Annotated in this window: 18 protein-coding genes; 11 read left to right on the top strand and 7 right to left on the bottom strand. The window is 64.2% G+C overall.

Going from position 1 to position 23,292, the window contains the following annotated elements; translation table 11 throughout:
* The first annotated feature begins 7 nt into the window (after positions 1 to 7).
* Positions 8 to 769, top strand: a complete 762-nt coding sequence (locus DKB74_RS15170) for a DeoR/GlpR family DNA-binding transcription regulator (protein ID WP_205007889.1) — start codon at positions 8 to 10, stop codon at positions 767 to 769.
* Here DKB74_RS15170 and DKB74_RS15165 read toward each other — a convergent pair.
* From DKB74_RS15165 to DKB74_RS15155, 3 genes are all read right to left on the bottom strand, one after another.
* A complete protein-coding gene (locus tag DKB74_RS15165; protein ID WP_109809016.1) occupies positions 742 to 2,112 on the bottom strand; it encodes a POT-type proton-dependent oligopeptide transporter in 1,371 nt (456 codons plus the stop codon). The genes DKB74_RS15170 and DKB74_RS15165 overlap by 28 nt on opposite strands.
* 112 nt (positions 2,113 to 2,224) lie before the next feature.
* Positions 2,225 to 3,484, bottom strand: a complete 1,260-nt coding sequence (locus DKB74_RS15160; protein WP_239987546.1) for an MFS transporter — start codon at positions 3,482 to 3,484, stop codon at positions 2,225 to 2,227.
* Positions 3,481 to 4,782, bottom strand: a complete 1,302-nt coding sequence (locus tag DKB74_RS15155) for a CitMHS family transporter (protein WP_239987545.1) — start codon at positions 4,780 to 4,782, stop codon at positions 3,481 to 3,483. Before DKB74_RS15155 ends, DKB74_RS15160 begins: the two co-directional genes overlap by 4 nt.
* Before the next feature lie 109 nt (positions 4,783 to 4,891).
* On the opposite strand from DKB74_RS15155, the gene DKB74_RS15150 reads away from it, so the two are divergent.
* The 6 genes from DKB74_RS15150 (at position 4,892) to DKB74_RS15120 (ending at position 12,463) form a co-directional block, all read left to right on the top strand.
* Positions 4,892 to 5,650 (top strand): GntR family transcriptional regulator, encoded by a 759-nt coding sequence (locus DKB74_RS15150; protein WP_109809014.1) that lies wholly within the window; start codon positions 4,892 to 4,894, stop codon positions 5,648 to 5,650.
* 397 nt (positions 5,651 to 6,047) lie between these two features.
* Positions 6,048 to 8,267 (top strand): TonB-dependent receptor, encoded by a 2,220-nt coding sequence (locus tag DKB74_RS15140; RefSeq protein WP_205007885.1) that lies wholly within the window; start codon positions 6,048 to 6,050, stop codon positions 8,265 to 8,267.
* Positions 8,268 to 8,336: 69 nt separating this feature from the next.
* On the top strand, positions 8,337 to 9,755 hold the full coding sequence (locus DKB74_RS15135; RefSeq protein WP_109809011.1) for an acyclic terpene utilization AtuA family protein: 1,419 nt from the start codon (positions 8,337 to 8,339) through the stop codon (positions 9,753 to 9,755).
* Entirely contained in the window at positions 9,748 to 10,056 is a 309-nt protein-coding gene (locus tag DKB74_RS15130; RefSeq protein WP_109809010.1) for a DUF4387 domain-containing protein, read from the top strand. Before DKB74_RS15135 ends, DKB74_RS15130 begins: the two co-directional genes overlap by 8 nt.
* Positions 10,056 to 11,657 (top strand): long-chain-fatty-acid--CoA ligase, encoded by a 1,602-nt coding sequence (locus DKB74_RS15125; RefSeq protein ID WP_109809009.1) that lies wholly within the window; start codon positions 10,056 to 10,058, stop codon positions 11,655 to 11,657. Before DKB74_RS15130 ends, DKB74_RS15125 begins: the two co-directional genes overlap by 1 nt.
* 26 nt (positions 11,658 to 11,683) lie before the next feature.
* On the top strand, positions 11,684 to 12,463 hold the full coding sequence (locus tag DKB74_RS15120; protein ID WP_109809008.1) for a class II aldolase/adducin family protein: 780 nt from the start codon (positions 11,684 to 11,686) through the stop codon (positions 12,461 to 12,463).
* A gap of 137 nt (positions 12,464 to 12,600) precedes the next feature.
* On the opposite strand, the gene DKB74_RS15115 is transcribed toward DKB74_RS15120, so the two are convergent.
* The 4 genes from DKB74_RS15115 to DKB74_RS15100 form a co-directional block, all read right to left on the bottom strand.
* Positions 12,601 to 13,680 (bottom strand): tartrate dehydrogenase, encoded by a 1,080-nt coding sequence (locus DKB74_RS15115; protein WP_109809007.1) that lies wholly within the window; start codon positions 13,678 to 13,680, stop codon positions 12,601 to 12,603.
* 2 nt (positions 13,681 to 13,682) lie between these two features.
* Positions 13,683 to 14,984: a glycerate kinase type-2 family protein gene (locus DKB74_RS15110; protein ID WP_239987544.1), complete on the bottom strand. Its 1,302-nt coding sequence runs from the start codon at positions 14,982 to 14,984 to the stop codon at positions 13,683 to 13,685.
* A 10-nt stretch (positions 14,985 to 14,994) separates the two neighbouring features.
* Positions 14,995 to 15,990 carry a phosphoglycerate dehydrogenase gene (locus DKB74_RS15105; RefSeq protein ID WP_109809040.1) on the bottom strand — a complete coding sequence of 332 codons (996 nt, stop codon included), beginning with the start codon at positions 15,988 to 15,990 and terminating at the stop codon, positions 14,995 to 14,997.
* 95 nt (positions 15,991 to 16,085) lie between these two features.
* Positions 16,086 to 16,982 (bottom strand): LysR family transcriptional regulator, encoded by an 897-nt coding sequence (locus DKB74_RS15100; RefSeq protein ID WP_109809005.1) that lies wholly within the window; start codon positions 16,980 to 16,982, stop codon positions 16,086 to 16,088.
* 161 nt (positions 16,983 to 17,143) lie between these two features.
* Between DKB74_RS15100 and DKB74_RS15095 the strand changes: the two genes are divergently transcribed.
* The 4 genes from DKB74_RS15095 to DKB74_RS15080 are packed head-to-tail and all read left to right on the top strand — an operon-like array spanning position 17,144 to position 23,171.
* Positions 17,144 to 18,799, top strand: coding sequence for a hydantoinase B/oxoprolinase family protein (locus tag DKB74_RS15095; RefSeq protein WP_109809004.1), 1,656 nt, complete (start codon positions 17,144 to 17,146; stop codon positions 18,797 to 18,799).
* Complete coding sequence (locus DKB74_RS15090) at positions 18,796 to 20,898, top strand: hydantoinase/oxoprolinase family protein (RefSeq protein ID WP_109809003.1); 2,103 nt, start codon at positions 18,796 to 18,798, stop codon at positions 20,896 to 20,898. The genes DKB74_RS15095 and DKB74_RS15090 overlap by 4 nt, the downstream gene beginning before the upstream one ends.
* Positions 20,873 to 22,273 (top strand): MFS transporter, encoded by a 1,401-nt coding sequence (locus DKB74_RS15085; protein WP_161956886.1) that lies wholly within the window; start codon positions 20,873 to 20,875, stop codon positions 22,271 to 22,273. Before DKB74_RS15090 ends, DKB74_RS15085 begins: the two co-directional genes overlap by 26 nt.
* Positions 22,266 to 23,171, top strand: coding sequence for an amidohydrolase family protein (locus tag DKB74_RS15080; RefSeq protein WP_109809001.1), 906 nt, complete (start codon positions 22,266 to 22,268; stop codon positions 23,169 to 23,171). Before DKB74_RS15085 ends, DKB74_RS15080 begins: the two co-directional genes overlap by 8 nt.
* Positions 23,172 to 23,292: the final 121 nt, after the last annotated feature.

Below are 23,292 nucleotides of genomic sequence, written 5' to 3'. Positions count from 1 at the left end.
GAGAAGCATCATACTGAAGCGATCGGAGCGCCAGCGCGAAATCGTCGCGCGGCTGCGCGGCGGGCTGGCTCTGTCGGTGACGGGGCTCGCCGCCGAACTCAACGTATCCGACGAAACGATCCGCCGCGAACTGCGCGCGCTGGAGGAGCAGGGCACGATCATTCGCGAACATGGCGGTGCACGGCTGGCCACCTCGACGTTCGAAGGGCCGCTGACACAGCGGATGGAGGAAAATGCCGAGGCCAAGCTGCGGATCGCTCGCGCAGCGGCGGAATACGTCAACGACGGGGCGATCATCTTCATCGATTCGGGCACGACCTCCTGTTATGTCGCGAAACAGCTGGTCGAGCGGCGCGCGCTTACGGTGATCACCAATTCGCTGCAGGTTGCTTCCGATCTTGGCGGGATCAACAACAATCAGCTGTTCCTCGCCGGGGGGCAGATGAGCTATGATTATCGCGCCTTTTCCGATCATGTGGCGCAGGCCTATGTCGCCCAATTCTCACCGCATCTCGCAATTCTATCGGTCGGCGCGATCTGTGCGGAGACCGGGCTGATGGACTATCATCCCGGCGAGGCGGCGATGAGCCGGATCGCCTATGCAACGTCCGAACGGGTGCTGCTCGGCGCCGATTCCTCGAAGTTCGGGCGCTTTGGCCTGATGCGAACGGCGGCGCTAAGCGATGTCGACATATTGGTGACCGACAAGCCGCTCGACGCGGAATTTGCCGAAGGCTTCGCTCATGCGGAAGTGGTGATCGCCTCCTGACGCAGCCGGGCCGGTCGCCCGGGAAGCGCGCGGGCAAGCAAGGCGACTGCGGCTCCGGCGGCGGCGATCGCCGCGTGCATCAGCCAGAAATCGGCGTGCGGCATCGCTTCGTACCAGGCGCCGCTGAAGCCGACCCAGAGATTGGCGAAAAAGCCGTGCAGATAGAAAAGCCCGACCCAGAAGCCGACCAGTCGTGCGGGCGCGGATCGCGTCACCACGCTCAATCCGGCCGGCCAGACCAACACGATCGCAAGGTCGACGCACAGCAGATAGGCGAGCGGATATATCGAAGGGAGCGCTCCGGGCTGCACCCACGCGCCGAACGCGAGCACGAGATTGCCGAGCGCACAGCTGCCGCAACCGAGTGTCATCTGGCCGATATCGTCGATCGCCAATCCCCGTCGCGCCAGCGCCCGCAGCGCAACTTGCACCAGCGGGATCAGCGCCAGCGTGAACAAGCCATCGATCGAGAGAAGCCATGGTAGCGGAATCTGCCACCCGGCAATGCGCAGGTCCACCTGGTCGCGCGTCCAGACGAGGAACATGTTGCCGACCTGCTCATAGGCACCAAAGGCGAGAAACACCGAGAGCAACATGAGGAGCAGCAGCGGCAGGTTTGCGCGATGGCCTGTCGGGCTTCGGGTGCGGGCGAGGGACGTGAATCCGGCAGAATCGCCAGTTGCCGCGCGGAGGCGGGTGGCGGTCAGTGCGCAGGCAAGTCCCGCCGCCACCGCCACCGCCGCCGCCGCGATGCCCCAGCGCCAGCCGCCGAATACCGTGAGCGCGCCGCAGACCAGGGGGCCGCAAATCACTCCGGCATTCAGAAAGCCCAGATAGACGGCAAAGCCGCGCCGCCGCGCGCCATCATCGGTAAACAGCGCGCCGACGACGACCGAAAGATTGCCCTTCAGCGTGCCGGCGCCCAGCGCGAACACCATCAGTCCGGGCAGGAACAACGTGCGCGTGAACATGGCCGTCAGCCCGGCGATCATGGTCAGCGCGCCGAGATGGACGCCATATTGCCGTTTGCCGAGATAGTCGCCGAACAGGCCGCCGAGTGGCACTGCCAGATATAGCAGCGCGTTGGTGATTCCATAGATCTGAGAGGCGAGCCCGGCTGTCGTCAGCGGCCCGAACCAGCCTCCGAGCAGGCGCCCGATTCCCGACAGGCCCAGCACGCTGCCGCGATCGGTTGCCAGAACATCGTCGATGAGTGTGAGGATCAGGAATGATTTTACGCCGGCAAGCGCGAAACGCTCCCAGAATTCGGTGATCGCCAGGGGAAGGAATCCGGGTGGCGCACGCCCTGTTCGCACCTTCGCCGGCTCGTCAGCGCGCACCATGTTTCCCGCTCCATCAGCGGCGCACCATAGCCGGGATTATAACAGGCCGATGACAGGCCCCTGCGCTTGCCATCGGGTGCCGTCCGCCATGACGGACATCGGTACGCGCCTGTCAGGCGATCGTCCGGGGATCGCGCAGCCGGAGCAGCAGCATCAGCGTGACGGACAGCATCACGATCGACCCGATGAACAGCGGATCATAGCCGAAAAGCGCCGCGACCAACCCGCCGAATAGCGGCCCGATCGCCGACACGACGCCATCCAGCGTATTGGTAAGGCCCAGCCGCATCGCGACATCCTCCCGCGCGCCGAATTCGAGCACCATCGTCTGCTGGCTCATGAGATACCCCGAAATCGATGCGCCCAGCCCGCAAAAGGCAAGCGCCATGCCGAAGGCGGAAGGCATCAGCATCAGCACCAGCGTCGATGCGATCCACAGCGCGACCGCCAGCATATAGGTAAGGCGGTATCCGGCTCTGTCGCCTATCCGACCCCAAAGCAGATTGGACACCGTGTCGGCCGCCATGAAGCACAAAGCGAGACTGCCCACCGCATGGCCGTCGAGGCCGATCTTGCTGCCCGCGAACAGGATGTAGAAAGGCGCGGCGGCGCGGGCGAGCGTGCAGGTCGACTGGGCGATCAGAAACGCGCGGAAGTCGCGATCGGCGAGGTGTCGGGGAAAGGTGGCGATATGCGCGAACAGCGGTTGGCGCGGCGCTACTGCCGAGTCGCGCGGTTCGCGCATCACCAGCCCGATCGCGAGCAACCCGGCGCAACTCAGCAGAAAGGTCAGGAGGAAGACGCTGGCATAGCCATTGCCGAGAAAATTGCCTTCGATCAGCCATGCGCCCGCCAGATAGGACATGCCCGCCGCGATCAGCCCGCCGACAAAGTTGCGCCAACCCTGCAGCCGCCCCCGGCGGCGGATCGGGATCACCTTGCTCAACAACAGGTTGAACGCCACGCGCTGGCCGCCGGTGCCAATGCCCAGCAGGAACAGAACGAGGAAGGTTGCCGCGATCGCCGATTGTCCGTCGAGCATCCAGCCGGTCAGCGCGAGCGCAAGGATCATCAGCCGCATGAACAGGCCGACGCGCAGTGCCGCAGGCAGCACCAGACTGCGATGCGAGAGGGCCGCGGCAATCAGCATAGGCGAGAGCATCATCCCCGCCTGGAGCAGCGAACTGCCGACCCCGACCAGCGCCTTCGATCCGGTCAGCAGGAACAGATAGGCCGGGGTGAAGGTGGGCGTGGAGATCAACCGGAAACCGGCAAAGCTCAACATGCCGTCCAGGAAATGCGCCGTGTAATTGCGTTTCAGATTGGCAGTGACGAAATCCTCGGTCGATTCCGGCGCCGCGCCGTGCGTCACGAGACCGCCAGCGGGATGGCTCCGGTCAGTATCGCCCCGAGCGTGAGTACCAGCGAAATCAGCGCGGCATATTTGAGCGCGAAGCGCTGAACATCGGCGACTTCGACGCCCAGCAGGCCGCAGGCGAGATAGACCGGTGCCAGCAGCGGGCTGAGCTGGTGGATCGGTTGTCCCATCATCGACGCGCGACCGATCGCTTCGGGCGGGATGCCGAAATTCGTCGCGGCCTCCGCCAGCACCGGCACGATGCCGAAATAATAGGCGTCGTTGGACATGAGGAAGGTGATCGGCAGGCTGAGTACCGCCGTTACCGGCGCCAGATACGGGCCCATCGCATCGGGGATGCCGCGGACCAGAGCCTGCGCCATCGCATCAAGCATTCCGGTGCCTTCCATGATGCCGGTGAGCGACCCGGCGGCGAAGATCAGCAGCGCGACCATCACCACATTATTGGCGTGCGCGTTGATTCGTTCGCGCTGGACCTGGAGGCTGGGATAGTTGAGCGTCACCGCGATGGCGAAGGCGCCCATCATCAGCACCGGAAGCGAGGCGATGCCGGTGAACATGGCCGCCATCAGTGCAAGCGTGAGCAAGAGATTCGGCCAGAACAGGTGCGGCCGCCGCTCGGGTGGCGTTTCATGCTCGACCGCGGCGCCGTGCTGCATCTGCGCAGGCTGCCAGCCGAGCCGCCGGCGCTCGGTGACCCCGAACCACCAGGCCAGGCCGAAGGCGGCGAGCAGCCCGGCGGCCATAGCCGGCAGCAGCGGGAGGAAGAGATCCGAAAGCAGATCAATCTTCAGTGCGGCGGCGGCTCTTGCTGCCGGACCACCCCAGGGCACGAAGTTCATGATCGCGTTGGTGCTGCCGAGCAGCGTGGCGAGGATCAGCGGGTTCATGCCGATCGATCGATAGACCGGCAGCAGCGCCGTGATGACGATCAGCGCCGTCGTCGTGCCGTCACCGTCAACCGAGACCAGCGCCGACAGCGCAGCCGTGCCGATCGCGATGCGCAGCGGATCATTGCCCACCAGGTGCAGAATGCGCCGGACGAGGGGATCGAACAGTCCCGCGTCCATCATGATGCCGAAGAACAGGATGGCGAACGAAAGGAGCAGCGCTATCGGTGCGACCTGCAAAATGCCCTCGACGATCATGCCGCCAAGATCCGGCCGTCCCGGGACGAGCAGGCCGGCGATGATCGGTATCGCGATCAGTGCGACGATCGCCGACAACCGCTTGGTCATGATGAGAGTGATGAAGGCCGCAATCGTTGCGAAGCCCAGCAGGGCAAGGTTCACGAATCTGCTCTCCCGTTCATTATATCGTTGGAGTTGCGCGTCGGGTGCGCACAATGGATGCAATTGGGGCATTCGCAGCACCGAATTCCGATGCTAACAGCCGACGACCATGGCGATACGCGAAACCACTCACTTCGGCGCAGACGATGCCGGCCAACGGGCCGAGCCCGCGACGCTTACGGTCCTCACGCGCGTGCGCGAACTGATCGTGACCGGAAAAATGCCTGCCGGCACGCGGCTTACGGCCGAGACGATTGCCAAGGAACTGGGCGTTTCGCGAACGCCGGTCCGCAGTGCGCTTGCCGTACTGACCGCCGAGGGGCTGGCCGCCTATCACGTCAATCGCGGCTATGCCGTGCGCGATATCCAGTTGCGCGACGTGCTCGATGCAATTGACGCGCGCGCGGTGCTTGAAGCCAAGGGGTGCGGGCTTTCGGTGGACTATGGCTGGGCGCCCGAGGAATTCGAGCGATTGAGTGCTGCGGTGCGCCAGGGCGCTGCGATCGTTCAGCGCGGCGACTGGTCCGAAGCAATCGAACGCGAATGGTACGAACATAATCGCGACTTTCATTCGCTGATCGTCCGCGTTTCGCGCAACGGTGCGATCCGCAACGCGATCCGCATGACCGTGATCTATCCGGTATTCGGCGACATCGCCCGACTGTGCCCGGCGATTGCGCGCTATGTGCCCCAGCGTTTCCGCGCGATTCCGGAAAGCGTGCCGAATCATATTATCGAGTCGCAAGGCGATCATCAGAAGATACTGGATGCGATCGCGGCGGAGGATGCGGAACAGGCGGAGGCGGCCATGCTAGACCATGTACAGAAGTCGCGGCATCGCCTGATGGCCATAGCCACGCGCCGATAGCTGGGTTTCAGGTTCGTATCCGATCAATAGCATATTGAATCCAATTAGCCGGAAATAATGCGAAACGCCAGACGGGGTGTGGCGTGATTTTCCGTATAGTTTGATGCCCGGACTATCTCCGTCCCTGCGGTTCGGCCACGGCGCGGGCTATCGACGCGGCGCCTGAAACGCCGGAACGGGTCGGATATGGCGAGCGCAGAATGCGTCTGGAACGCCCAAAAATCGCTGAATAGCGCTGATCTCTGCAACATCAATTGATGCGCGATGCGCATGTGCCCGCGATTATGTTCCTTTCGCGGAATCTGTCCCGACTGAACGGGATGCACCTCGTTGACAAATTGCATCCAATTCTATTTTAGAGGCGGCCAGAACAAACAAAAAGCACGGGAGTGGGAATATGAGAGGGAAGGCAAAGGGCTGCATGCTTTCGGGGGTGGCCGTTGTGGGATTGCTGTGGACATGCTCCGCTCAGGCCCAGGAGGTCGATACGGCAGGTGCCGGGCAGACCGCAGAACAGGCCGCCGACGCCGAGCAGTCCGAGCAGCAGGGAAATATGATCGTCGTCACGGCGCAGCGTCGCAGCGAGAATCTGCAGGATGTGCCGGTCACCGTGACGGTGTTCAGCGCCGAGCAAATCGCCCAGGCGCGCATCCAGCAGATCGACGATGTCGCAACCCGGACACCGGGCCTGACATTCGATAATTTCCCGACGTCGCAGCCGCGCCTTTATATCCGCGGTATCGGTTCGTCGGACCGCGGCGCGGCGGGCGATCCCAGTTCGGCCGTGTTCGTCGACGATATCTATATGGGCCGTCCGTCGGCCATTGCCTTTGACGCATTCGATGTCGAGCGCATCGAAGTGCTGAAGGGCCCGCAGGGGACGCTGTTCGGACGGAACGTCGTCGGCGGCGCGATCAACGTCATTACCAAAAAGCCCGATATCGACCGGTTCGATGCTGCGGCGGAATTCACCTATGGCAATTTCGACCGCATCGACGGCGCGGCGATGATCAACGTGCCGTTCGCGCACAATAGCGGCGCGGTTCGGATCAGCGGGGCGTATCGCAGCCATGACGGCTATGAATCGAACCCCTATCTCGGCACGCGGGTCGACGATCAGGACACCTTGACCGGACGCTTCCAGATCTATGGCGAACCGTCGGACAATTTCCGTTTCCTTTTCACGCTCGATGGTACGCGCGACCGCGCACTGGGCCCGGCGAACCATGTCCTCGAGCTGGATACCAGCGATCCGCGGTCGAACTTCTACACGCCGAATTTCAATCCCGACACGACCTATGGCTCGATCCCGGGCTATCAGGATCGCGACACCTTTGGCGTGCGTAGCGAACTGTCCTACGACTTCCCGTTCGCGACGCTGACATTCCTCGGTTCCTACCGGAATCTCGACTATCGCAATTTCTATGACGTCGATGGCGGCAATGCCGATCCGACGTCGCCGGGCTATAACGGGATCAACATCAGCGGCGGCGATTCCGAAAAATCCGAACTGTCCAGCCAGGAACTGCGACTGTCGTCGCTGCCGGACAGCCCGCTGACCTGGGTCGTCGGCTTCTATCATTATTATCAGGACGTAGCGCGGACCAACAGCTTCGTGCTCGACACGCGGCTGGTCGCGCCCATCCCGCTGACCGAACTCTATGATCAGGACGCGCAACTGGACAGCGTCGCCGTGTTCGCCGATGCGACGATCCCGCTGACCGACCAGTTCAAGATATTCGGTGGCGTCCGCTACACCCGCGACGACAAGACGGTGCGCGTAGCCAACACGCGTAGCCAGGCGCCCTTGCGCGGCACCGAATTCTTCGATGTGACCAACGAGGCGAGTTTCGATGCCGTCACCTGGCGCGGCGGCGTCGAGTTCCGGCCCGCCCGCGACCACATGTTCTATGCCTCGGTGTCGAAAGGCTTCAAGAGCGGCGGCTTCCAGGATACGCCGGGCGATGCCGTTGCCGCATCGACGCCGTTCGAGCCGGAGAGTGCGATCCAGTATGAGGTCGGTCAGAAAAGCACCTTCCTCAACGGCCGGCTGATCTGGAACAACACGCTCTACTGGCTGGATTATACCGACCTGCAGACGATCCAGCTGGTCAACGGGCTCCAGATCGCGTCGAACGCCGGCAAGGCGACCATCAAGGGCTATGAGACGCAGCTCGATGCCCGCCTGTTCGACGGGTTCAATCTCTCCGTCGCCTATGCCTATACCGACGCCAAATATGACGATTATATCGAAGCGGGCGACGATTATTCGGGGAACCGCGTAACTCGGGCGCCCAGGCACATGGTCACGGTGTCGCCGTCCTACACCTTCTATCTGCCGGGTGGTCCGGATGTGACGCTGGCGGGCGATTATCGCTACACCAGCTTCATCTACGACGATGCCAGCAACGAGCCGCCGGAGTTCCGCGATCCGACCAATTTCGTCGATGCGCGGATCGTGATCGACAATATCGCCGATCACTTCACTTTCTCGATCTGGGGCAAGAACCTGACCGACGAGCGCACGCGCGTGTTCCAGGGCGTGTTCCTTGGAGCGAACTTCGGCGCGTTCAATCCGCCCCGGACCTACGGCGCGACACTGAGCTGGAATTATTGACGCGCGGTGCCGGATGCGGATCGCAGGCCGCATCCGGCACTCCGACAGTTGTTTTGAATGGGAGTGGAAATGGACAGTCGATTTGCCGACGGCGTAAAGGTTCTGGTGCCGACCGGGTCGCTGGGTGCAGGCGTGCGCGAAGACGAAGTCGCCTATGGCATGGCGCGAGGCGTTGATGCGATCGCGTCCGACGCGGGATCGACCGACAGCGGCGCTGCCTATCTTGCCACCGGCAAGTCCAAGAATAACCGCGGCGCGGTGAAGCGCGATCTGCGCATCCTGATGCAGGCGCAGGCTGAGCACGGCGTTCCGATCATCATCGGCACGGCGGGGCAGGCAGGCGGCGACCTCAATCTCGACTGGACGCGCGACATCGTGCTCGAATTGGCCGGCGAGCTGGGTATCGCGCCGAAGATCGCGCTGCTGCGATGCGAACAGGACAAGGCGGTCCTCAAACGCCTGAACGGTGATGGTCGGGTCAAGCCGCTGCCGCCCCTCGGCCCGCTCGATGACGCCACCATCGACGCCTGCGACCACATCGTCGCGGCGATGGGAGTTGAGCCCTATGTTGCCGCACTGGAGGCTGGCGCCGACATCATTCTGGGCGGCCGTTCGACCGACACGGCCGTGCTGGCGGCCTATCCGATCTGGAAGGGCGCGCCTTGGGGCCCCGCCTGGCACGCGGGCAAGACCGGCGAATGCGGCGCGCAGTGCACCGAGGAGCGCGAAAGCTCGGGCGTGCTGCTGACGGTGAAGGCGGACGGCTTCGAAGTCGAGCCGCTGAGCGAGACCAATTTCTGTACGCCCCACAGCGTTTCTGCGCACATGCTGTACGAAAATACCGACCCGTTCCGCCTGATCGAACCGGGCGGGGTGCTCGACGTCACCAGGGCGCATTACGAGCAGTGCGACCGGCGCACGGTGCGCGTCACCGGCTCCGAATGGGAAAAGCGCCCCTATACGATGAAACTCGAAGGCGCCGGCGGGGGGAAGTATCAGACACTGATGCTGGTCGGCATTCAGGATCCCGACGTCCTGAACGACATCGAAGGATTTCACGACCGGATGCTGAAGGTGCTGAACCAGCGCACGCGCAGCGCCATTCCGGCGGAGGAACTGGGCGAGTTCCACATTTCGCTCCGCATGTATGGCTGGAACGGCGTTACCGGTCAGCCGGTGCCCGCCGGGACTGCGCCGCCGCCCGAGATCTGCATGATGTTTGTCGCGACCGCCGACACGCAGGAAATCGCGAACAGCATCGCGCATGCCTGCAACCCCTATTTCTTTCACTATCCCGCGGTGATGGACAAGGAACTGCCGTCCTACGGCTTCGCCTTCACGCCGGCGGATGTCCCGCGCGGACGCGTGTACGAATTCAAGCTCAACCACGTCGTCGAAGTCGACGACTGGCGCGAACTGATCCGCACCGAATGGATCGACCTATCCGAAACCGAGCAGGGCACGATGCAGGAGGCAGTCAATGGCTAAGGTTCGCGACGTCTGTCGCCACGTCCGCTCGAAAAACGCCGGCCCCTATTGGGTGACGTTCGACTTCTTTTTCGACGGGCCGGAGAATTTCGAGAAATACCATGCCAGCCCTGCGCTCGCGCCCGATCTGTTCGCGCGGCTTTACGGCACCGATCCGGCGCTCGTGAAGCATATCCCGGTCGCGGACCTCGACATGGTCAAGATCTCCTATCCGCGCGCGACGCCGCAGGGCGGCGTAGAGGAGCGCGACATGCATTCGGGCCAGCAATATGTCCGTGTGCTCGACGTAGAACTGGACTGATGGGCGCGGCGCCAACACCGCCGCAGACGCTGAGCGACTTGCTGCAATCGGCGGCGACCCGGTATCCCGACAGCCCGGCGCTCGATTTCATGGGGCGGCGCTGGAGCTATGCCGAAATCGATCGGCTTGCCGCTCGCTGCGCCGCCGGCCTGCTGGCAATGGGCGTCAGGCCGGGCGACCGGATCGGTCTCTGCCTGCCCAACACGCCCTATTTCGTCATTGCCTATTTCGCAGTGTTGCGGATCGGAGGAATCGTCGCGAGCATCAATCCGCTCTATACCGAGCGGGAAATGGCGCATCTCGTGACGGATGCGGGCGCAAAGCTGATCTTCGTTCCCGACCTGCCCGACATCGTCGAAAAGGCCGCGGCGCTCGAAACGCTGCAGAATATCGTCATCTGCCCGATCGACCGCGTGCTGCCGCCGGTCAAGGCGCTCGCATATCGTATTCTCAAGCGCAAGCTGCGCGTCACGCCGCCCTGGCCGCAATCGCGGATGGTCGCGTTCGACGATCTGACGGCGCATGAGGGCAATTCTCCTCCGCATCGCAATCGGCCGGAGGATGTGGCGGTGCTGCAATATACCGGCGGCACCACGGGGCTTCCCAAGGGCGCGATGCTGACTCATGGCAATTTGATCGCCAATTGCCTGCAAACGGCGAAACACGATTCGGAATGCCCGGACCGACGCGAAACCGTGATGGGCGTGCTGCCCATGTTCCACGTGTTCGCGTTGACGACCGTGCTCAATCATTCGGTGCGTGATGCGGCCTGCATCGTGCTGCTGCCGCGCTTTGAAATGAAGCCGTTCCTGGCGGCGATACGGCGCACGCGGCCCGACCGGCTGTTCGTCGTGCCGACGATCACCATCGCCCTGAACGACCTGCCCGATTCTGCGCTGCCGCCGATGGGCCAGCTGCGCATGTGTATATCCGGCGGTGCGCCGCTGCCTCCCGAAGTGCGCGCGCGGTTCGAGGCGCGAACAGGATGCCGGATGGTCGAGGGATATGGCCTGTCCGAAGCCTCGCCGATCGTCACCTGCAACCCGATCAACGGCCTGGTAAAGGACGGCAGCGCCGGGCCGGCCTATCCCGACACCGGTATCGAAATCCGGTCGCTCGAGGACGATAGGCCGATGGAGGCCGGATCGAGCGGCGAGGTCTGCGTGCGCGGCCCTCAGGTGATGAAGGGCTATTGGAACCGGCCGGACGAAACCGCCGAGGTGTTGTCCGACGGCCTGCTGCGTACCGGTGACGTCGGGTATCTCGACGGCGACGGCTATTTGTTCCTCGTCGACCGGATCAAGGACCTGATCCTGTGCGGAGGCTACAACGTCTATCCCCGCGTGATCGAAGACGCCTTGTACGAGCATCCCGATGTTGCGGAAGCAACCGTGATCGGCGTGCCGGACCCGTATCGCGGCGAAGCGCCCAAGGCGTTCGTCAAACTGCGCGAGGGCGCGGAAACCACAGCGGAGAGCCTGCGGGGCTTCCTGAAAGACAGGCTCAGCAAGATCGAAATGCCGCGCGAAATCGAACTGCGCGACGAATTGCCCAAGACGCTGATCGGCAAGCTTTCGAAAAAAGAGCTGCGCGCGGGCTGACATCAACTCGGACCAGGAGAAACATTATGGCCAGCATGCTGCAATCGGCACCGTCGCTTCGCGAGCGGGTATCGGACGCGGAGTGGGCGGTCCGCGAGGATCTTGCCGCCGCCTATCGCCTCGTCGCGCTCTATGGCTGGGATGACCTCATCTTCACGCATTTGTCGGCGCGTATTCCCGGGCCCGAACATCATTTCCTGATCAATCCCTATACGCACATGTTCGAGGAGATCACGGCGTCGAGCCTGGTCAAGATCGATGTCGAGGGCCGCAAGGTCGACGATACGCCCGCCCCGGTGAATGCCGCGGGCTTCACCATTCATTCGGCGGTGCATATGTCGCGCGAGGACGCGATGGCGGTGCTGCATCTGCATACCCCGCATGGACAGGCAGTCTCGGCAATGAAGGAAGGCCTGCTGCCGCACACCCAGTCGGCGATGATCGCGCGTCATGATGTCGCCTATCACGACTATGAAGGTATCGCGACGAACCTTGAGGAGCGCGAGCGGCTGGTCGCCGATCTGGGCACGAAGAACGCGATGTTGTTGCGCAATCACGGCACGCTGACGCTGGGGTCAAGCGTCGCTCAGGGGTTCATGCGCATGTATTTCCTCGAGCGTGCATGCGAAGCGCAGGTGATGATGCTGGCCGCTGGACGCGACGCGCTCAACGAACCGCCGGCGGGAGTCGCGGACGTGGTCCGCGACCAGGTTTCGGGCACTGAAATGGCGATGGCGGTTGAAAAGCTCGCCTGGCCCGCGTTGCGCCGTAAGCTCGACAGGATCGACCCCAGCTACAAGCAATGACGGCAGTTGTCGCGCGCGCCGGTGGCTGCCCGCTGCTCGACTGGGCGCCCGGCGCGCGCGATCCCGCCGCGCCGTTCAACGACGATTGCGAAAATTCGCGCGAGCGGCGCCTGCTCTCGCTTCAGCCTGGCGCCGCTTTACCCGGTGAGCGCGTCGACGATCGCCTTGCCGCATTCGGCGGTGTTCGCGGCGCCGCCCAGGTCCCGCGTGCGATATTCGGGTCGGGCGAGCACCTCCTCGATCGCTCGCACCACGGCGGCGGCGGCGGCGGTTTCGCCGAGATGATCGAGCATCAGCGCCGCCGACCAGATCTGCCCGACCGGATTGGCGATATACTGGCCGGCGATATCGGGCGCGGACCCGTGCACCGGTTCGAACAATGAGGGAAAGCGACGTTCGGGATTGATGTTCCCCGCCGGCGCGATGCCGATCGTGCCGGTACAGGCCGGGCCGAGATCGGAAAGGATGTCGCCGAACAGGTTGGATGCCACCACGACGTCGAACCAGTCGGGATGCTGCACGAAATGCGCGGTCAGGATGTCGATGTGATATTTGTCCCAGCGGATGTCGGGATAATGGTTCGCCATCGCCTCCACTCGCTCGTCCCAATAGGGCATGGTGATCGAAATGCCGTTCGATTTGGTGGCGGAGGTCAGGTGTTTTTTCTCGCGCCGCTGGGCGAGGTCGAAGGCATAGCGCAGCACGCGATCGACGCCGATGCGGGTCATCACCGTTTCCTGCATCACCACTTCGCGATCGGTGTCGGGGAATATCTTGCCGCCGATCGAGCTGTATTCGCCCTCGGTATTTTCGCGCACGACGTAAAAGTCGATTTCGCCGGGCTCGCGATTGGCCAGCGGCGAGGGAACGCCAGGCATCAGCCGGACGGGGCGCAGATTGACATATTGGTCGAATTCGCGCCGGAACTGGATCAGCGATTCCCATAGCGATACGTGATCGGGCACCGTTTCGGGCCAGCCGACGGCGCCGAAGAAGATTGCGTCATGCCCGCCGATCTGCGCCTTCCAGTCATCGGGCATCATCGTGCCATGCTGCTGGTAATAGTCGCACGAGGCGAAATCGAAATGATCGAACGCGAACGCACAATCGAACCGCGAAGCCACCGCTTCCAGCACGCGCAGTCCTTCGGGGACGACTTCCTTGCCGATGCCGTCTCCGGCGATCACGGCGATATGATGGGCGTTGGATCGGCGCATGGTCATTTCCTTTCGTCCGCCGCGGCATCGATCAGGATCGCGCGGAAGTCGTTGACGTTGGTGTGGGTGGGGCCGGTCACGACCAGCGCGTCGGCGGATTCGAAAAAGCCGTATGAGTCGCTTGTTGCGAGCGCGCGGGCGGCGGGGAAACCACGCGCTTGGGCGAGCGCCAGTGTTTCGGGACCGATCACCGCGCCCGCATTTGCTTCGGTGCCGTCAATTCCGTCGGTATCGGCGGCCAGCGCATGGATGCCCGGCGCGCCGTCCAGCGCCTGTGCCAGCGCCAGCAGGAACTCGCCGTTGCGCCCGCCGCGTCCCTCGCCGCGCACCGTGACGCTGGTTTCCCCGCCCGACAACAGGATACAGGGGGCTGCGACCGGCTGATCGTGGCGGCGTATCTGTTGCGCGATGCCGGCATGAACGATCGCGACCTCGCGCGCCTCGCCTTCTATCGCACTGCCCAGGATCAGCGGCGTATAGCCTGCGTTCCGCGCGACCTCCGCGGCGGCATCGAGCGCCATTTGCGCACTGGCGACAAGGCGATAGTCGGTTGCGGGAAGCGCGTCGGGCTTGGGTGTCTCGCTCTCGGGCCGGGCAAGCCAGTCCACGATGGCCGGTGGTGGCGTCAGCCCGAACATATGGATAATCGCCTGCGCATCGTGGCGCGTGGTGGGGTCGGCGACGGTCGGTCCGGAAGCGATGATGGCGGGATCGTCTCCCGGCACGTCGGATATCGCCAGCGTCACCAGCTGCGCCGGCGCAGCGCGTTTGGCGAGCCGGCCCCCGGCGACCAGCGAGAGATGTTTGCGGACGCAGTTCATCTGCGCGATCGTCGCGCCGGATCGGAGCAGCGCGCGATTGGTGTCCTGAAGCATCGCCAGCGTAACGCCCGGCGGGGGTGCAGCGAGCAGCGCCGAACCGCCGCCGGAGATCAGACACAGGACCAGATCATGCTCGGTCAGCCCGTCGAGCAGCGCCAGCATCTCCTGCGTCGCGGCGACCCCTGCTGCATCCGGAACCGGATGTCCGGCCTCGCGCACGGCGATCCGGTCGCATGGGACGCCATGGCCGTGTCGCGTGACAACCAGCCCTTCGACAGGTCCGTTCCAGTGCGTTTCGACTGCGCGTGCCATCGCGGCGGCGGCCTTGCCCGCGCCGATCACGATGGTGCGGCCCTTCGGCCGGGCCGGCAACGCCGCGGGAACACATCGAGCGGGCTGCGCGCTCGCTACTGCCGCGTCGAACATCCGGCGCAGCAGGCCTTCCGGCGCTTCGTTCCCGTCGTCTGGCTCCACAGTCGGCACGGCGCCGATCCTAGCGAGACCGGCCGTCGGCCACGACCGTTTCGGGCGCGGGGTCTTTGCCATCGAGAACCGCTACCACGCTGCGCGCGGCGACCATGTTGGTACGCGCCAGTCCTTCCTGCGTCGACGCGGCGGCATGCGGGGTGGCGATCACGTTGGGAAGGGCCACCAGCTGTTCGGTGACGTCGCGATAGGAGGGGTCGCTTTCGCTGGCATACACGTCGAGGCCCGCGCCCGCGATGGTGCCGTCCCTGAGCGCAGCGAGCAGCGCCCGGTCGTCGACCAGCCCGCCGCGTGCGGCATTGATGAGGAAGCTGCCCGGCTTCATCTGCGCGATCCGGGCGGCGTCGAACAGAAAGCGCGTTTCGGATGTCAGCGGGGCGTGGATCGTGATGTAATCGCTCGTCCGTACCAGCGTATCGAGATCGGTGACTTCGACATTTGCGGGCGTATCCGACGGCAGATCGCCTTGCGTAACCGCCAGAATGCGACAATCAAATCCCTGCAGCCGCCGCGCGACGCTGCGCCCGATCCGGCCCATGCCGATGATGCCGACGGTGCTTTCGAACAGATCCCGCCCCATCAGGATCGAAAAGTCACCATCGATCATCTTCGCCTGGGTTTCGCGAAAACGGTGCCCCACTGCGAGCATCAGGGCGAGCGTGTGATCTGCGACCGACGCGTCGTTGCCGCCCGCGGCGATACACACGACCTTGCCCAGGTCCCGGGCAGCATCGAGGTCGACGCGTTCATAGCCGACACCCCGGCGCGAAATGATCCGCAGATCGGGCAGGGCCTGTTGGAGCTCGCGCGTGACCTTCGCATGGCCGACGATCCATCCTGCGGCCCCCGCCAGCATCCCGACCAGCGTATCGTGGCTCAGCCCGCCATCGGCCTGTCCCGCCGGCAGGTCCGCGATGACGACGTCGCAGCCATGGTCGCGCAAATAGGAAATGGTCGCGTCGTCGAAGAAACGCTGGGTGACCACCACTCGCCGATCGGACACGAAATGCTCTCCCTGTAATTCGTTGCGCCCCGGATAGGGAGCGCCGAGCGGCGAGACCAATGCGGAAATCCAATCAATTGATGCGCGCCCGGCGGTCAGTCGTGGGCTTCGCGCGTGCTGGCCAATATGCGCGACCAGAAGCTTTCGGCGGCCATCGACTGGCGGGCGCGGGGGCGCCAGAGCCGTATCTCGATCTCGACATCCTCTTCCTCGGCGCCGGCGCGAACCAGCCGCCCTTCGTCGAGATCTTCCTGCACCAGGCTCAGGGCCGTCCAGGCGATCCCGCGCCCGTCCCGCGCCATCGCGGTCAGCACGCTTGCGAGATGCGAGGAGAAAGCGGGCTGTGCGGGAGGCTGGCGATGTTCACGCTCCCAGGCGGATGCCAGAATGCGGCCCATCCCCGATTCTGCAGTGAAGGCCAGTTGCGGTGCCTGCCCGACATCGCTCTCGCGCAGGAGCGCGGGGGCTGCCACCGGCAACAGCCGGTCCTGGCCGAGCTGTACCGAGCGGAAGTCCGAACTCAGGCGCGTCGATGCGGCTTCATGATGGTGGCAAAGCAGGAACTGCGCCTTGCCTTCCACCATCAGCCGTTCACAGGCGACCATATGGTCGGCGGTGAGCGCGATCGTGGCTTCGACCGGTTGTTCTGCTTCCAGACGGCGCAGCCAGCGGGGAAAGAATGTCAGCGACAGGACGTGCGTCGACGCGAAACGCAGCGTTTCGTGATCGAATTTCGCCGCCGCGCGCGCGGCTTCGCGGCCAAGCTGCAGGCGACGCAACGTCTCTTCGGCAATCAGCCGGAAACTCTCTCCCGCTGCGGTCAGCGCGATGCGATGCGTGCGCCGGTCGATCAGCGGCGTGCCCACCCAGTCCTCGAGCGATTTGATCCGGCGGCTGAAGCTCGGCTGGCTGACCGACCGGCTTTCGGCGGCGCGCGAAAAGCCGCCATGATCGATCAGCGCCAGAAAGTCCTCGAGCCAGGTCACATCCATCGGCCGGGCAGCCCTTTCGCAAATGCCTTGCCGTTCGCCCGTTAGCGTCGTTGCCCCGGCATGGCCAGCGAGCGCGTGGATGATTTGATGCGCAAAGCGAATTGGATGCACTTCGAGGCGACTGCTAGCCGAGGGGGACAATAATCAGCTGGAGAGGCAGTATGGCCCCGGAATTCGATCCGGTGACTCTGGAAATCCTGTGGAGTCGCCTGATCGCGGTAGCGGATGAATCCGCTACGACCCTGTTGCGGACCGCCTTCACGCCGATCATCCGGGAATCGAACGATTTCGCGACCTGTCTGATGACAGTGGATGGCGAAACCCTGGCCGAATGCAGTGGCGGTATCCCGGCATTTGCCGGGCTGCTCGGCCGCGCGGCGCAGCATGTCCTTCGCAAATTTCCCCATGAGGTCTGGCGCGAAGGCGATTGTGTTTTCACCAACGACCCCTGGATCGCCACCGGGCATTTGCCCGATGTGGCAATGATCGCTCCGATTTTCTTCAAGGGGCGGCTGGTCGGATTCTCCGGCACGGTGGCGCATACGCCGGATATCGGCGGGCGGCAGGGCGCCGACAATCGCGAGCTGTTCGAAGAAGGCGTCTGCATCCCGCCGCTGCACCTGTATCGCGGGGGCGAACGCTGCGAGGAAATGCTCGAGCTTTTCCTGCAGAATGTGCGCCAGCCCGAGCTGTTGCTCGGCGACCTGGAGGCACAGGTGACCGCGAATGCGGTATGCCGACGCCGCGCAACGGCGTTTCTTGAAGAGGCGGCGCTCGACGATTTCGAAGCGCTGGCGCGCGCGATCCACGGCATGTCCGAACGCGCGATGCGATCGGCGATCGCCGCACTGCCCGACGGCGAATATCGCTCCGAAATCGAGCTCGACGGTTTTCCCGATCATCCCACCCGCATTTGCTGCACGATCACCGTCGCGGGCGACGAGATGACGGTCGACTATGCCGGCAGCTCGAAACAGAATGCCCGCGCGACGAACTGCACGCTCAACTACACGCATGCCTACAGCATTTATCCGCTCAAATGCGTGCTCGATCCCGACACGCGCCGGAACGAAGGGTCCTACCGCCCGATCCGGGTGACCGCGCCCGAGGGTACGGTGCTCAACGCGGCGCGTCCCGCCGCCGTCAATGCGCGCCATCTGTCGGGGCACGCCCTGAGTTGCGCGCTGTATCAGGCGCTCGCGGAAATACTGCCCGACCGGGTGCTTGCCGACAGCGGCGGCGCGCCGGCGTTGCGCGCCGGGATCGTCGGGCGATCCGATGCCGGGGACCCCTTCACGATGATCCTGTTCGCCAGCGCGGGCATGGGTGCCTCCGCGCATGGCGACGGGCTCTCCACCACTGCCTTCCCGACCAATTCGGGCGCGGGGAGCCTCGAGGTGCTGGAAGCTTCCGCGCCGGTTCTGTTCAAGCGCAAGCAATTGCGTACCGATTCGGGCGGCGCCGGCAAATATCGCGGCGGACTTGGCCAGGTTTGCGAGATCGAGAATCTCGCGTCGCAAACCGTGCATGTGACGATCATCGGCGAACGCGAGCAGCATCCCGCGCGCGGCGTGCTGGGCGGTTTGCCGGGCGCATACGCATCGGCGTCGGTCGAGGGGCTGGGAACTGTCTCGCTCAAGTCCCGCAGTCCGCTCAAGCCCGGTGCCTCGGTAACCTTCCATTTCGCTGGCGGCGGCGGGTTCGGCGATCCTGCCGAACGCGATCCGGACGCGGTGGCGACCGATCTGCGGCTTGGACTGATATCGGCAGATGACGCCAGGCGCGACTATCCGCAGGCAATGGGAGCGCGCGCATGACGGGGCTGCGGACGGCTCGTATCGGCGTGGATATCGGCGGCACCTTTACCGATCTGGTGCTGCATGATGAAGCGCGCGGCATCACGCACACCGGAAAGCGGCTGACGACGCCCGAAGCGCCCAGTCGCGCGATCATCGAAGGAATTGCGCGGCTGCTCTCAGAGACCGGTACGAGGGCCGATCAGATCGGTGCGATTGTGCATGGCACCACGCTGGTCACCAACACCGTGCTCGAACGTACCGGCGCGCGCGTCGGGCTGATCGCCACCGATGGGCTGACCGATCAGATCGAGATGGGACGCGAAACGCGCTACGACACCGACAATCTGTTTCAGCCCGCGGTGCCCGTGATTGTGCCGCGCGATCTTCGCCGCGGCGTGATCGAGCGCATTCTTGCCGACGGAACCGTCCACACGCCGCTTGATGTCGCGATGCTGGAGGCACAGCTGCGTTCGCTGGTCGATTCAGGTGTCGAGGCGCTCGCGATCGCCTTCATGAATGCCTATCGCAATCCCGAGCATGAGCTGCGTGCAAAGACCATCGTCGAGCGGCTTTTTCCCGATCTGCCCGTCACCCTCTCGTCGGCAGTGGCGCCCGAGATTCGCGAATATGAGCGGACCAACACTGCGTGCGTCAATGCCTATGTCCAGCCGCGCGTGCAGGGGTATCTCGACCGGCTGACGCAAGAGCTTGCGGCGATGGGCTTTTCCGGGGACCTGTCGATCATGCTGTCGAGCGGCGGCGTCACGACGATCGAGGAAGCAAAGGCGTTTCCGGTGCGATTGATCGAATCCGGCCCGGCGGCAGGTGCGATCGCCGCAGCCTATATCGCGCGAAAGATCGGCGAGGATCACCTGATTTCGTTCGATATGGGCGGCACGACGGCCAAGATGTGCCTGATCGAAAACGCCACGCCGCATGTGAAGCATGATTTCGAAGCGGGCAGGCTCGAACGGTTCAAACAGGGATCGGGGCTTCCGCTCAAGGTCGCGGTGGTCGACATGATCGAGATCAGTGGCGGCGGCGGCTCGATTGCTGCGGTCGACAAGCTGGGGCTGATGAAGGTCGGGCCGCGCAGCGCAAGCTCGGTGCCGGGCCCGGTCGCCTATGGTCGTGGCGGGACAGAGCCGACGGTGACCGATGCCGATCTGCTGCTCGGATATCTGAACCCGGAATTCTTCCTGGGCGGCGAAATGGCGCTGCGGCTCGACGATGTGCGCAACGCGATCGCCGGACGGCTGGCAGAGCCGCTCGGCATTCCTGGTGTGGACGCCGCGGCGGGTATTCAGGGGATCGTCAACGAAAGCATGGCCGCGGCGACGCGCATGCATCTGGCGGAGAAGGGCAAGGATCCACGGGATTACACCATGCTCGCCTTTGGTGGGGCCGGGCCCGTCCATGCCTATGGGCTGGCGAGGCTGCTCGGTGTGCGGCGGCTTGTCGTGCCGATGGGCGCGGGCGTGATTTCGGCGTTCGGCTTTCTGGTGGCGGCGCCTGCGGTCAATGATTCGCGGGGCTATTTCGAACGGCTTGAGCGCGTTGACTGGGGCCATGTCTCGGGCCTCTATGGCGAAATGGAAGCGCGCGCGCGCGCGATGTTCGCGGCGATGGGCGCGGGGGCGGACGATGTCCGCATCGAATATGCGGCAGACATGCGATACAGCGGGCAGGGCTTCGAAATCACGGTCCCGCTGCCCGGAGATTGCATTGAGGGTGGTCGCACCGATGCGGTCCGCGAGGCATTTCAGACCCGATATCGGGAACGCTTCAACCGGTCGGTCGACAATATCCCGGTCGAGGCCGTGAACTGGCGGCTTACTGCCTCCTTGCCCGTGCAGGATATCAGCCTGGCCCATAGCGTCAGCAACGAACCTGCCGAACGCGCGGCGCGCGACGTGACGTTCCCCGGTCATGGGCCTGTCCGGGCGCGAGTCTATAATCGCTATGCCTTGCCGCCCGGCACGCGGATCGCGGGGCCGGCGGTGTTCGAAGAGCGCGAATCGAGTTTCATCATCGGCCCCGAAGCGGTGGCCGAGGTCGATGCGCATGCGAACCTTGTCGTCACCATCGATTATGCGGACGCCACCCATGGCGGGTGACGGCAAGGCGGGGCAGAGCGACGTACAAGGTTTTCGGCGGGGCATCGCGCCGCATTGGTGGGCGCTTGCGGTACTCTTCCTCTATTACAGCTTCACTTATGTCGATCGTTCGCTGGCTTCGGTGCTGGTGCCTGAAATCAAGCGCACCATTCATCTGAGCGACACCGCAGTGGGGATGATCCTCGGCGCGATCCCCACTGCAGCATTTGCGATCGCCAGCCTGCCCGCTGGACTTGCGGCTGACCGCTGGCCCCGCAAATGGATCATTGGCGCGGGCGTGGCGCTGTTTTCGGTTGCGACGGTGCTGCTGGGGCTTTCCGATGGCGCGTGGGAAATCATGGCTGCGCGCGCGCTGGGCGCGGTCGGCGAGGCTGCGATCCTGCCCGCAGCCTATTCCTTCCTGGCAGACAGCTTCCCGCGCAAGCGTGTGGGTACGGCGATCGCGTTCTTTTCGATGGGGGCCAAGGCGGGCGTAGCAACGTCGCTGGCGCTTGCCGGCGCGGTGCTGATCTTCGCGCAGGATATCGTCGCGCGCGGCCATGGCTTCGGGCTGTTCGCATGGCAGATCGAGTTTCTGATCTTTGCCGGCCCGATGCTGCTCTGCCTGTTGCTGATCCTGACGCTGAAGGAGCCGCCGCGCCAGCGCATGGCGGTGTTCGGGGAACAGAAGGGCAGCGAGCTGGTCGCGTATCTGAAGAGCCAGCGGCGATTGCTGCTGCTGCTGATGGGCGGATTTGCGGCGGTGTGCTTTTGCGGCTTTTCGCTCGGCAACTGGATACCCGCCTATCTCTCGCGTCGCTTCGCCATGCAGCCGCAGGAATATGGACCGATCCTGGCGTTGCTCAGCGTCGTCTCCGGTTTGACGCTGATGGTCAAGGGGATGCTGATCGACTGGCTGTATATCCGCGGGGTGAAGGATGCCTATGTCCGGCTGTACACCTGGCTTCTCGCCGGATCGCTGCCGATCGTGTGGACCATGTTCCTGATCGACAACAAATGGCTGTTCCTGGTGATGCTGGGACTGGTGCAGGTCGTCACTATTCCGTTCATTTCCTACGCTTCCACAACGTTTCAGGTGATCGCCCCGGGCAATATCCGCGCACGGATCACGTCGGCCGCATTGATCATCTTCGCGATCGCCGGCGGCCTTGGCACGTCGTCGGTCGGGGCGATGAATGACCTGCTGTTCGGGGGCGATGCAGGGCTCGGCGTTTCGCTGGGCTTCGCGGTATCGGTCATGATGCCGACCGCACTGATTCTGCTGCGGCTCGCCTTGAAACCGCTGCACGCCGCGGTCGCACAGGCGGAACGGCTGAACGAAGCGGCCCCCCGGGAAACGGCGCAACCGATGGGAGGGACAAAGGCCGATGCCTGACGAACCGCCGATGGCGGGCTGGATTCCCGGCCAGCCGACCAGCGTCAAATTCTCCGCCGGGACGGCAGCGCCGCAGACCCCGGCGCCGCCCGGCGCCGTCGACTGCCACCATCATATCTTCGACAATCGTTTTCATGTCGAAGGGCAGATCGCGGTGCCCGATGCCACGGTTGCGGAGTATCGCGATTTCCAGCGGCGGCTGGGCCTGTCGCGCTCGGTGTTCGTCGCTTCGTCCAACTATGGCGCCGATGACCGTGTCGTGCTCGATGCCCTCGAACAGGTCGGTACCGATCGGATGCGCGCGGTTGTGATCCTGCACGGCGATGTCGATCCCGCGCGGCTGTTGGCGTTGCATGAGCGCGGAGTGCGCGGCATCCGGGTCTATTTCGCCAAGGGCGAGGTGCCCGATCGTGCCGGCTTCGATCGGCTGACGCGACTGGCGGCCGAACGGGGATGGTCGGTCAATGTCGTCGGCAATCGGAATCGCGAAGTGCTGCTCGACTGGGAAGACGCGATGGCGAACGCGCCGTGCCCGATCATGGTCGACCATATGGGCTGGACACCGCAGCCCGCCGGACCGAACAGCGCCACCGGCGTGATGCTGCGCCGCCTGCTCGCCACCGGCAATGTCTATGTGAAGCTGTCCGGCCCCTATCTGTCCTCGCGCAGCGGCGCGCCGGAGTTCGACGATGTCGACATGCTGGCGCAGACGCTTGCTGCCGATGCGCCGGAACGCGTGGTCTGGGGCAGTGACTGGCCCCATCCGGTTGCCGCGCAACAGCATATTCCGGTTGATGGCGCCCGGCTGTTCGATCAGCTCGCGCGCTGGATCCCCGACACCGAACGGCGTCGGCAGGCACTGGTGGACAATCCCGACCGGCTATACTGGAACGATTGACCGCACCACGCGAAGCTGTCCGGCCACCCATCAGAAATTGGAGCCCTGCGCGATGCTTCCACCCCCGTTTCCGGGGGGGGGGGGCTCCGGCGCGCGAAAGCACGACCTGGTAAAGGCGGAT

Source organism: Stakelama portus, from assembly GCF_003171655.1.
In the GTDB taxonomy this organism is placed as follows: domain Bacteria; phylum Pseudomonadota; class Alphaproteobacteria; order Sphingomonadales; family Sphingomonadaceae; genus Sphingomonas; species Sphingomonas portus.
This window is presented reverse-complemented; position numbering and strand designations above follow the sequence as displayed.

What these genes read in the sequence shown, in the direction of transcription:
- DKB74_RS15135 (WP_109809011.1), top strand. Translation starts at nt 8,337, where the DNA reads ATGGACAGTCGATTTGCCGACGGCGTAAAGGTTCTGGTGCCGACCGGG.
- DKB74_RS15130 (WP_109809010.1), top strand. Translation starts at nt 9,748, where the DNA reads ATGGCTAAGGTTCGCGACGTCTGTCGCCACGTCCGCTCGAAAAACGCC.
- DKB74_RS15085 (WP_161956886.1), top strand. Translation starts at nt 20,873, where the DNA reads ATGCGGACGCCACCCATGGCGGGTGACGGCAAGGCGGGGCAGAGCGAC.
- DKB74_RS15115 (WP_109809007.1), bottom strand. Translation starts at nt 13,680, where the DNA reads ATGCGCCGATCCAACGCCCATCATATCGCCGTGATCGCCGGAGACGGC.
- DKB74_RS15090 (WP_109809003.1), top strand. Translation starts at nt 18,796, where the DNA reads ATGACGGGGCTGCGGACGGCTCGTATCGGCGTGGATATCGGCGGCACC.
- DKB74_RS15125 (WP_109809009.1), top strand. Translation starts at nt 10,056, where the DNA reads ATGGGCGCGGCGCCAACACCGCCGCAGACGCTGAGCGACTTGCTGCAA.
- DKB74_RS15140 (WP_205007885.1), top strand. Translation starts at nt 6,048, where the DNA reads ATGAGAGGGAAGGCAAAGGGCTGCATGCTTTCGGGGGTGGCCGTTGTG.
- DKB74_RS15100 (WP_109809005.1), bottom strand. Translation starts at nt 16,982, where the DNA reads ATGGATGTGACCTGGCTCGAGGACTTTCTGGCGCTGATCGATCATGGC.
- DKB74_RS15165 (WP_109809016.1), bottom strand. Translation starts at nt 2,112, where the DNA reads ATGGTGCGCGCTGACGAGCCGGCGAAGGTGCGAACAGGGCGTGCGCCA.
- DKB74_RS15120 (WP_109809008.1), top strand. Translation starts at nt 11,684, where the DNA reads ATGGCCAGCATGCTGCAATCGGCACCGTCGCTTCGCGAGCGGGTATCG.
- DKB74_RS15150 (WP_109809014.1), top strand. Translation starts at nt 4,892, where the DNA reads ATGGCGATACGCGAAACCACTCACTTCGGCGCAGACGATGCCGGCCAA.
- DKB74_RS15080 (WP_109809001.1), top strand. Translation starts at nt 22,266, where the DNA reads ATGCCTGACGAACCGCCGATGGCGGGCTGGATTCCCGGCCAGCCGACC.
- DKB74_RS15095 (WP_109809004.1), top strand. Translation starts at nt 17,144, where the DNA reads ATGGCCCCGGAATTCGATCCGGTGACTCTGGAAATCCTGTGGAGTCGC.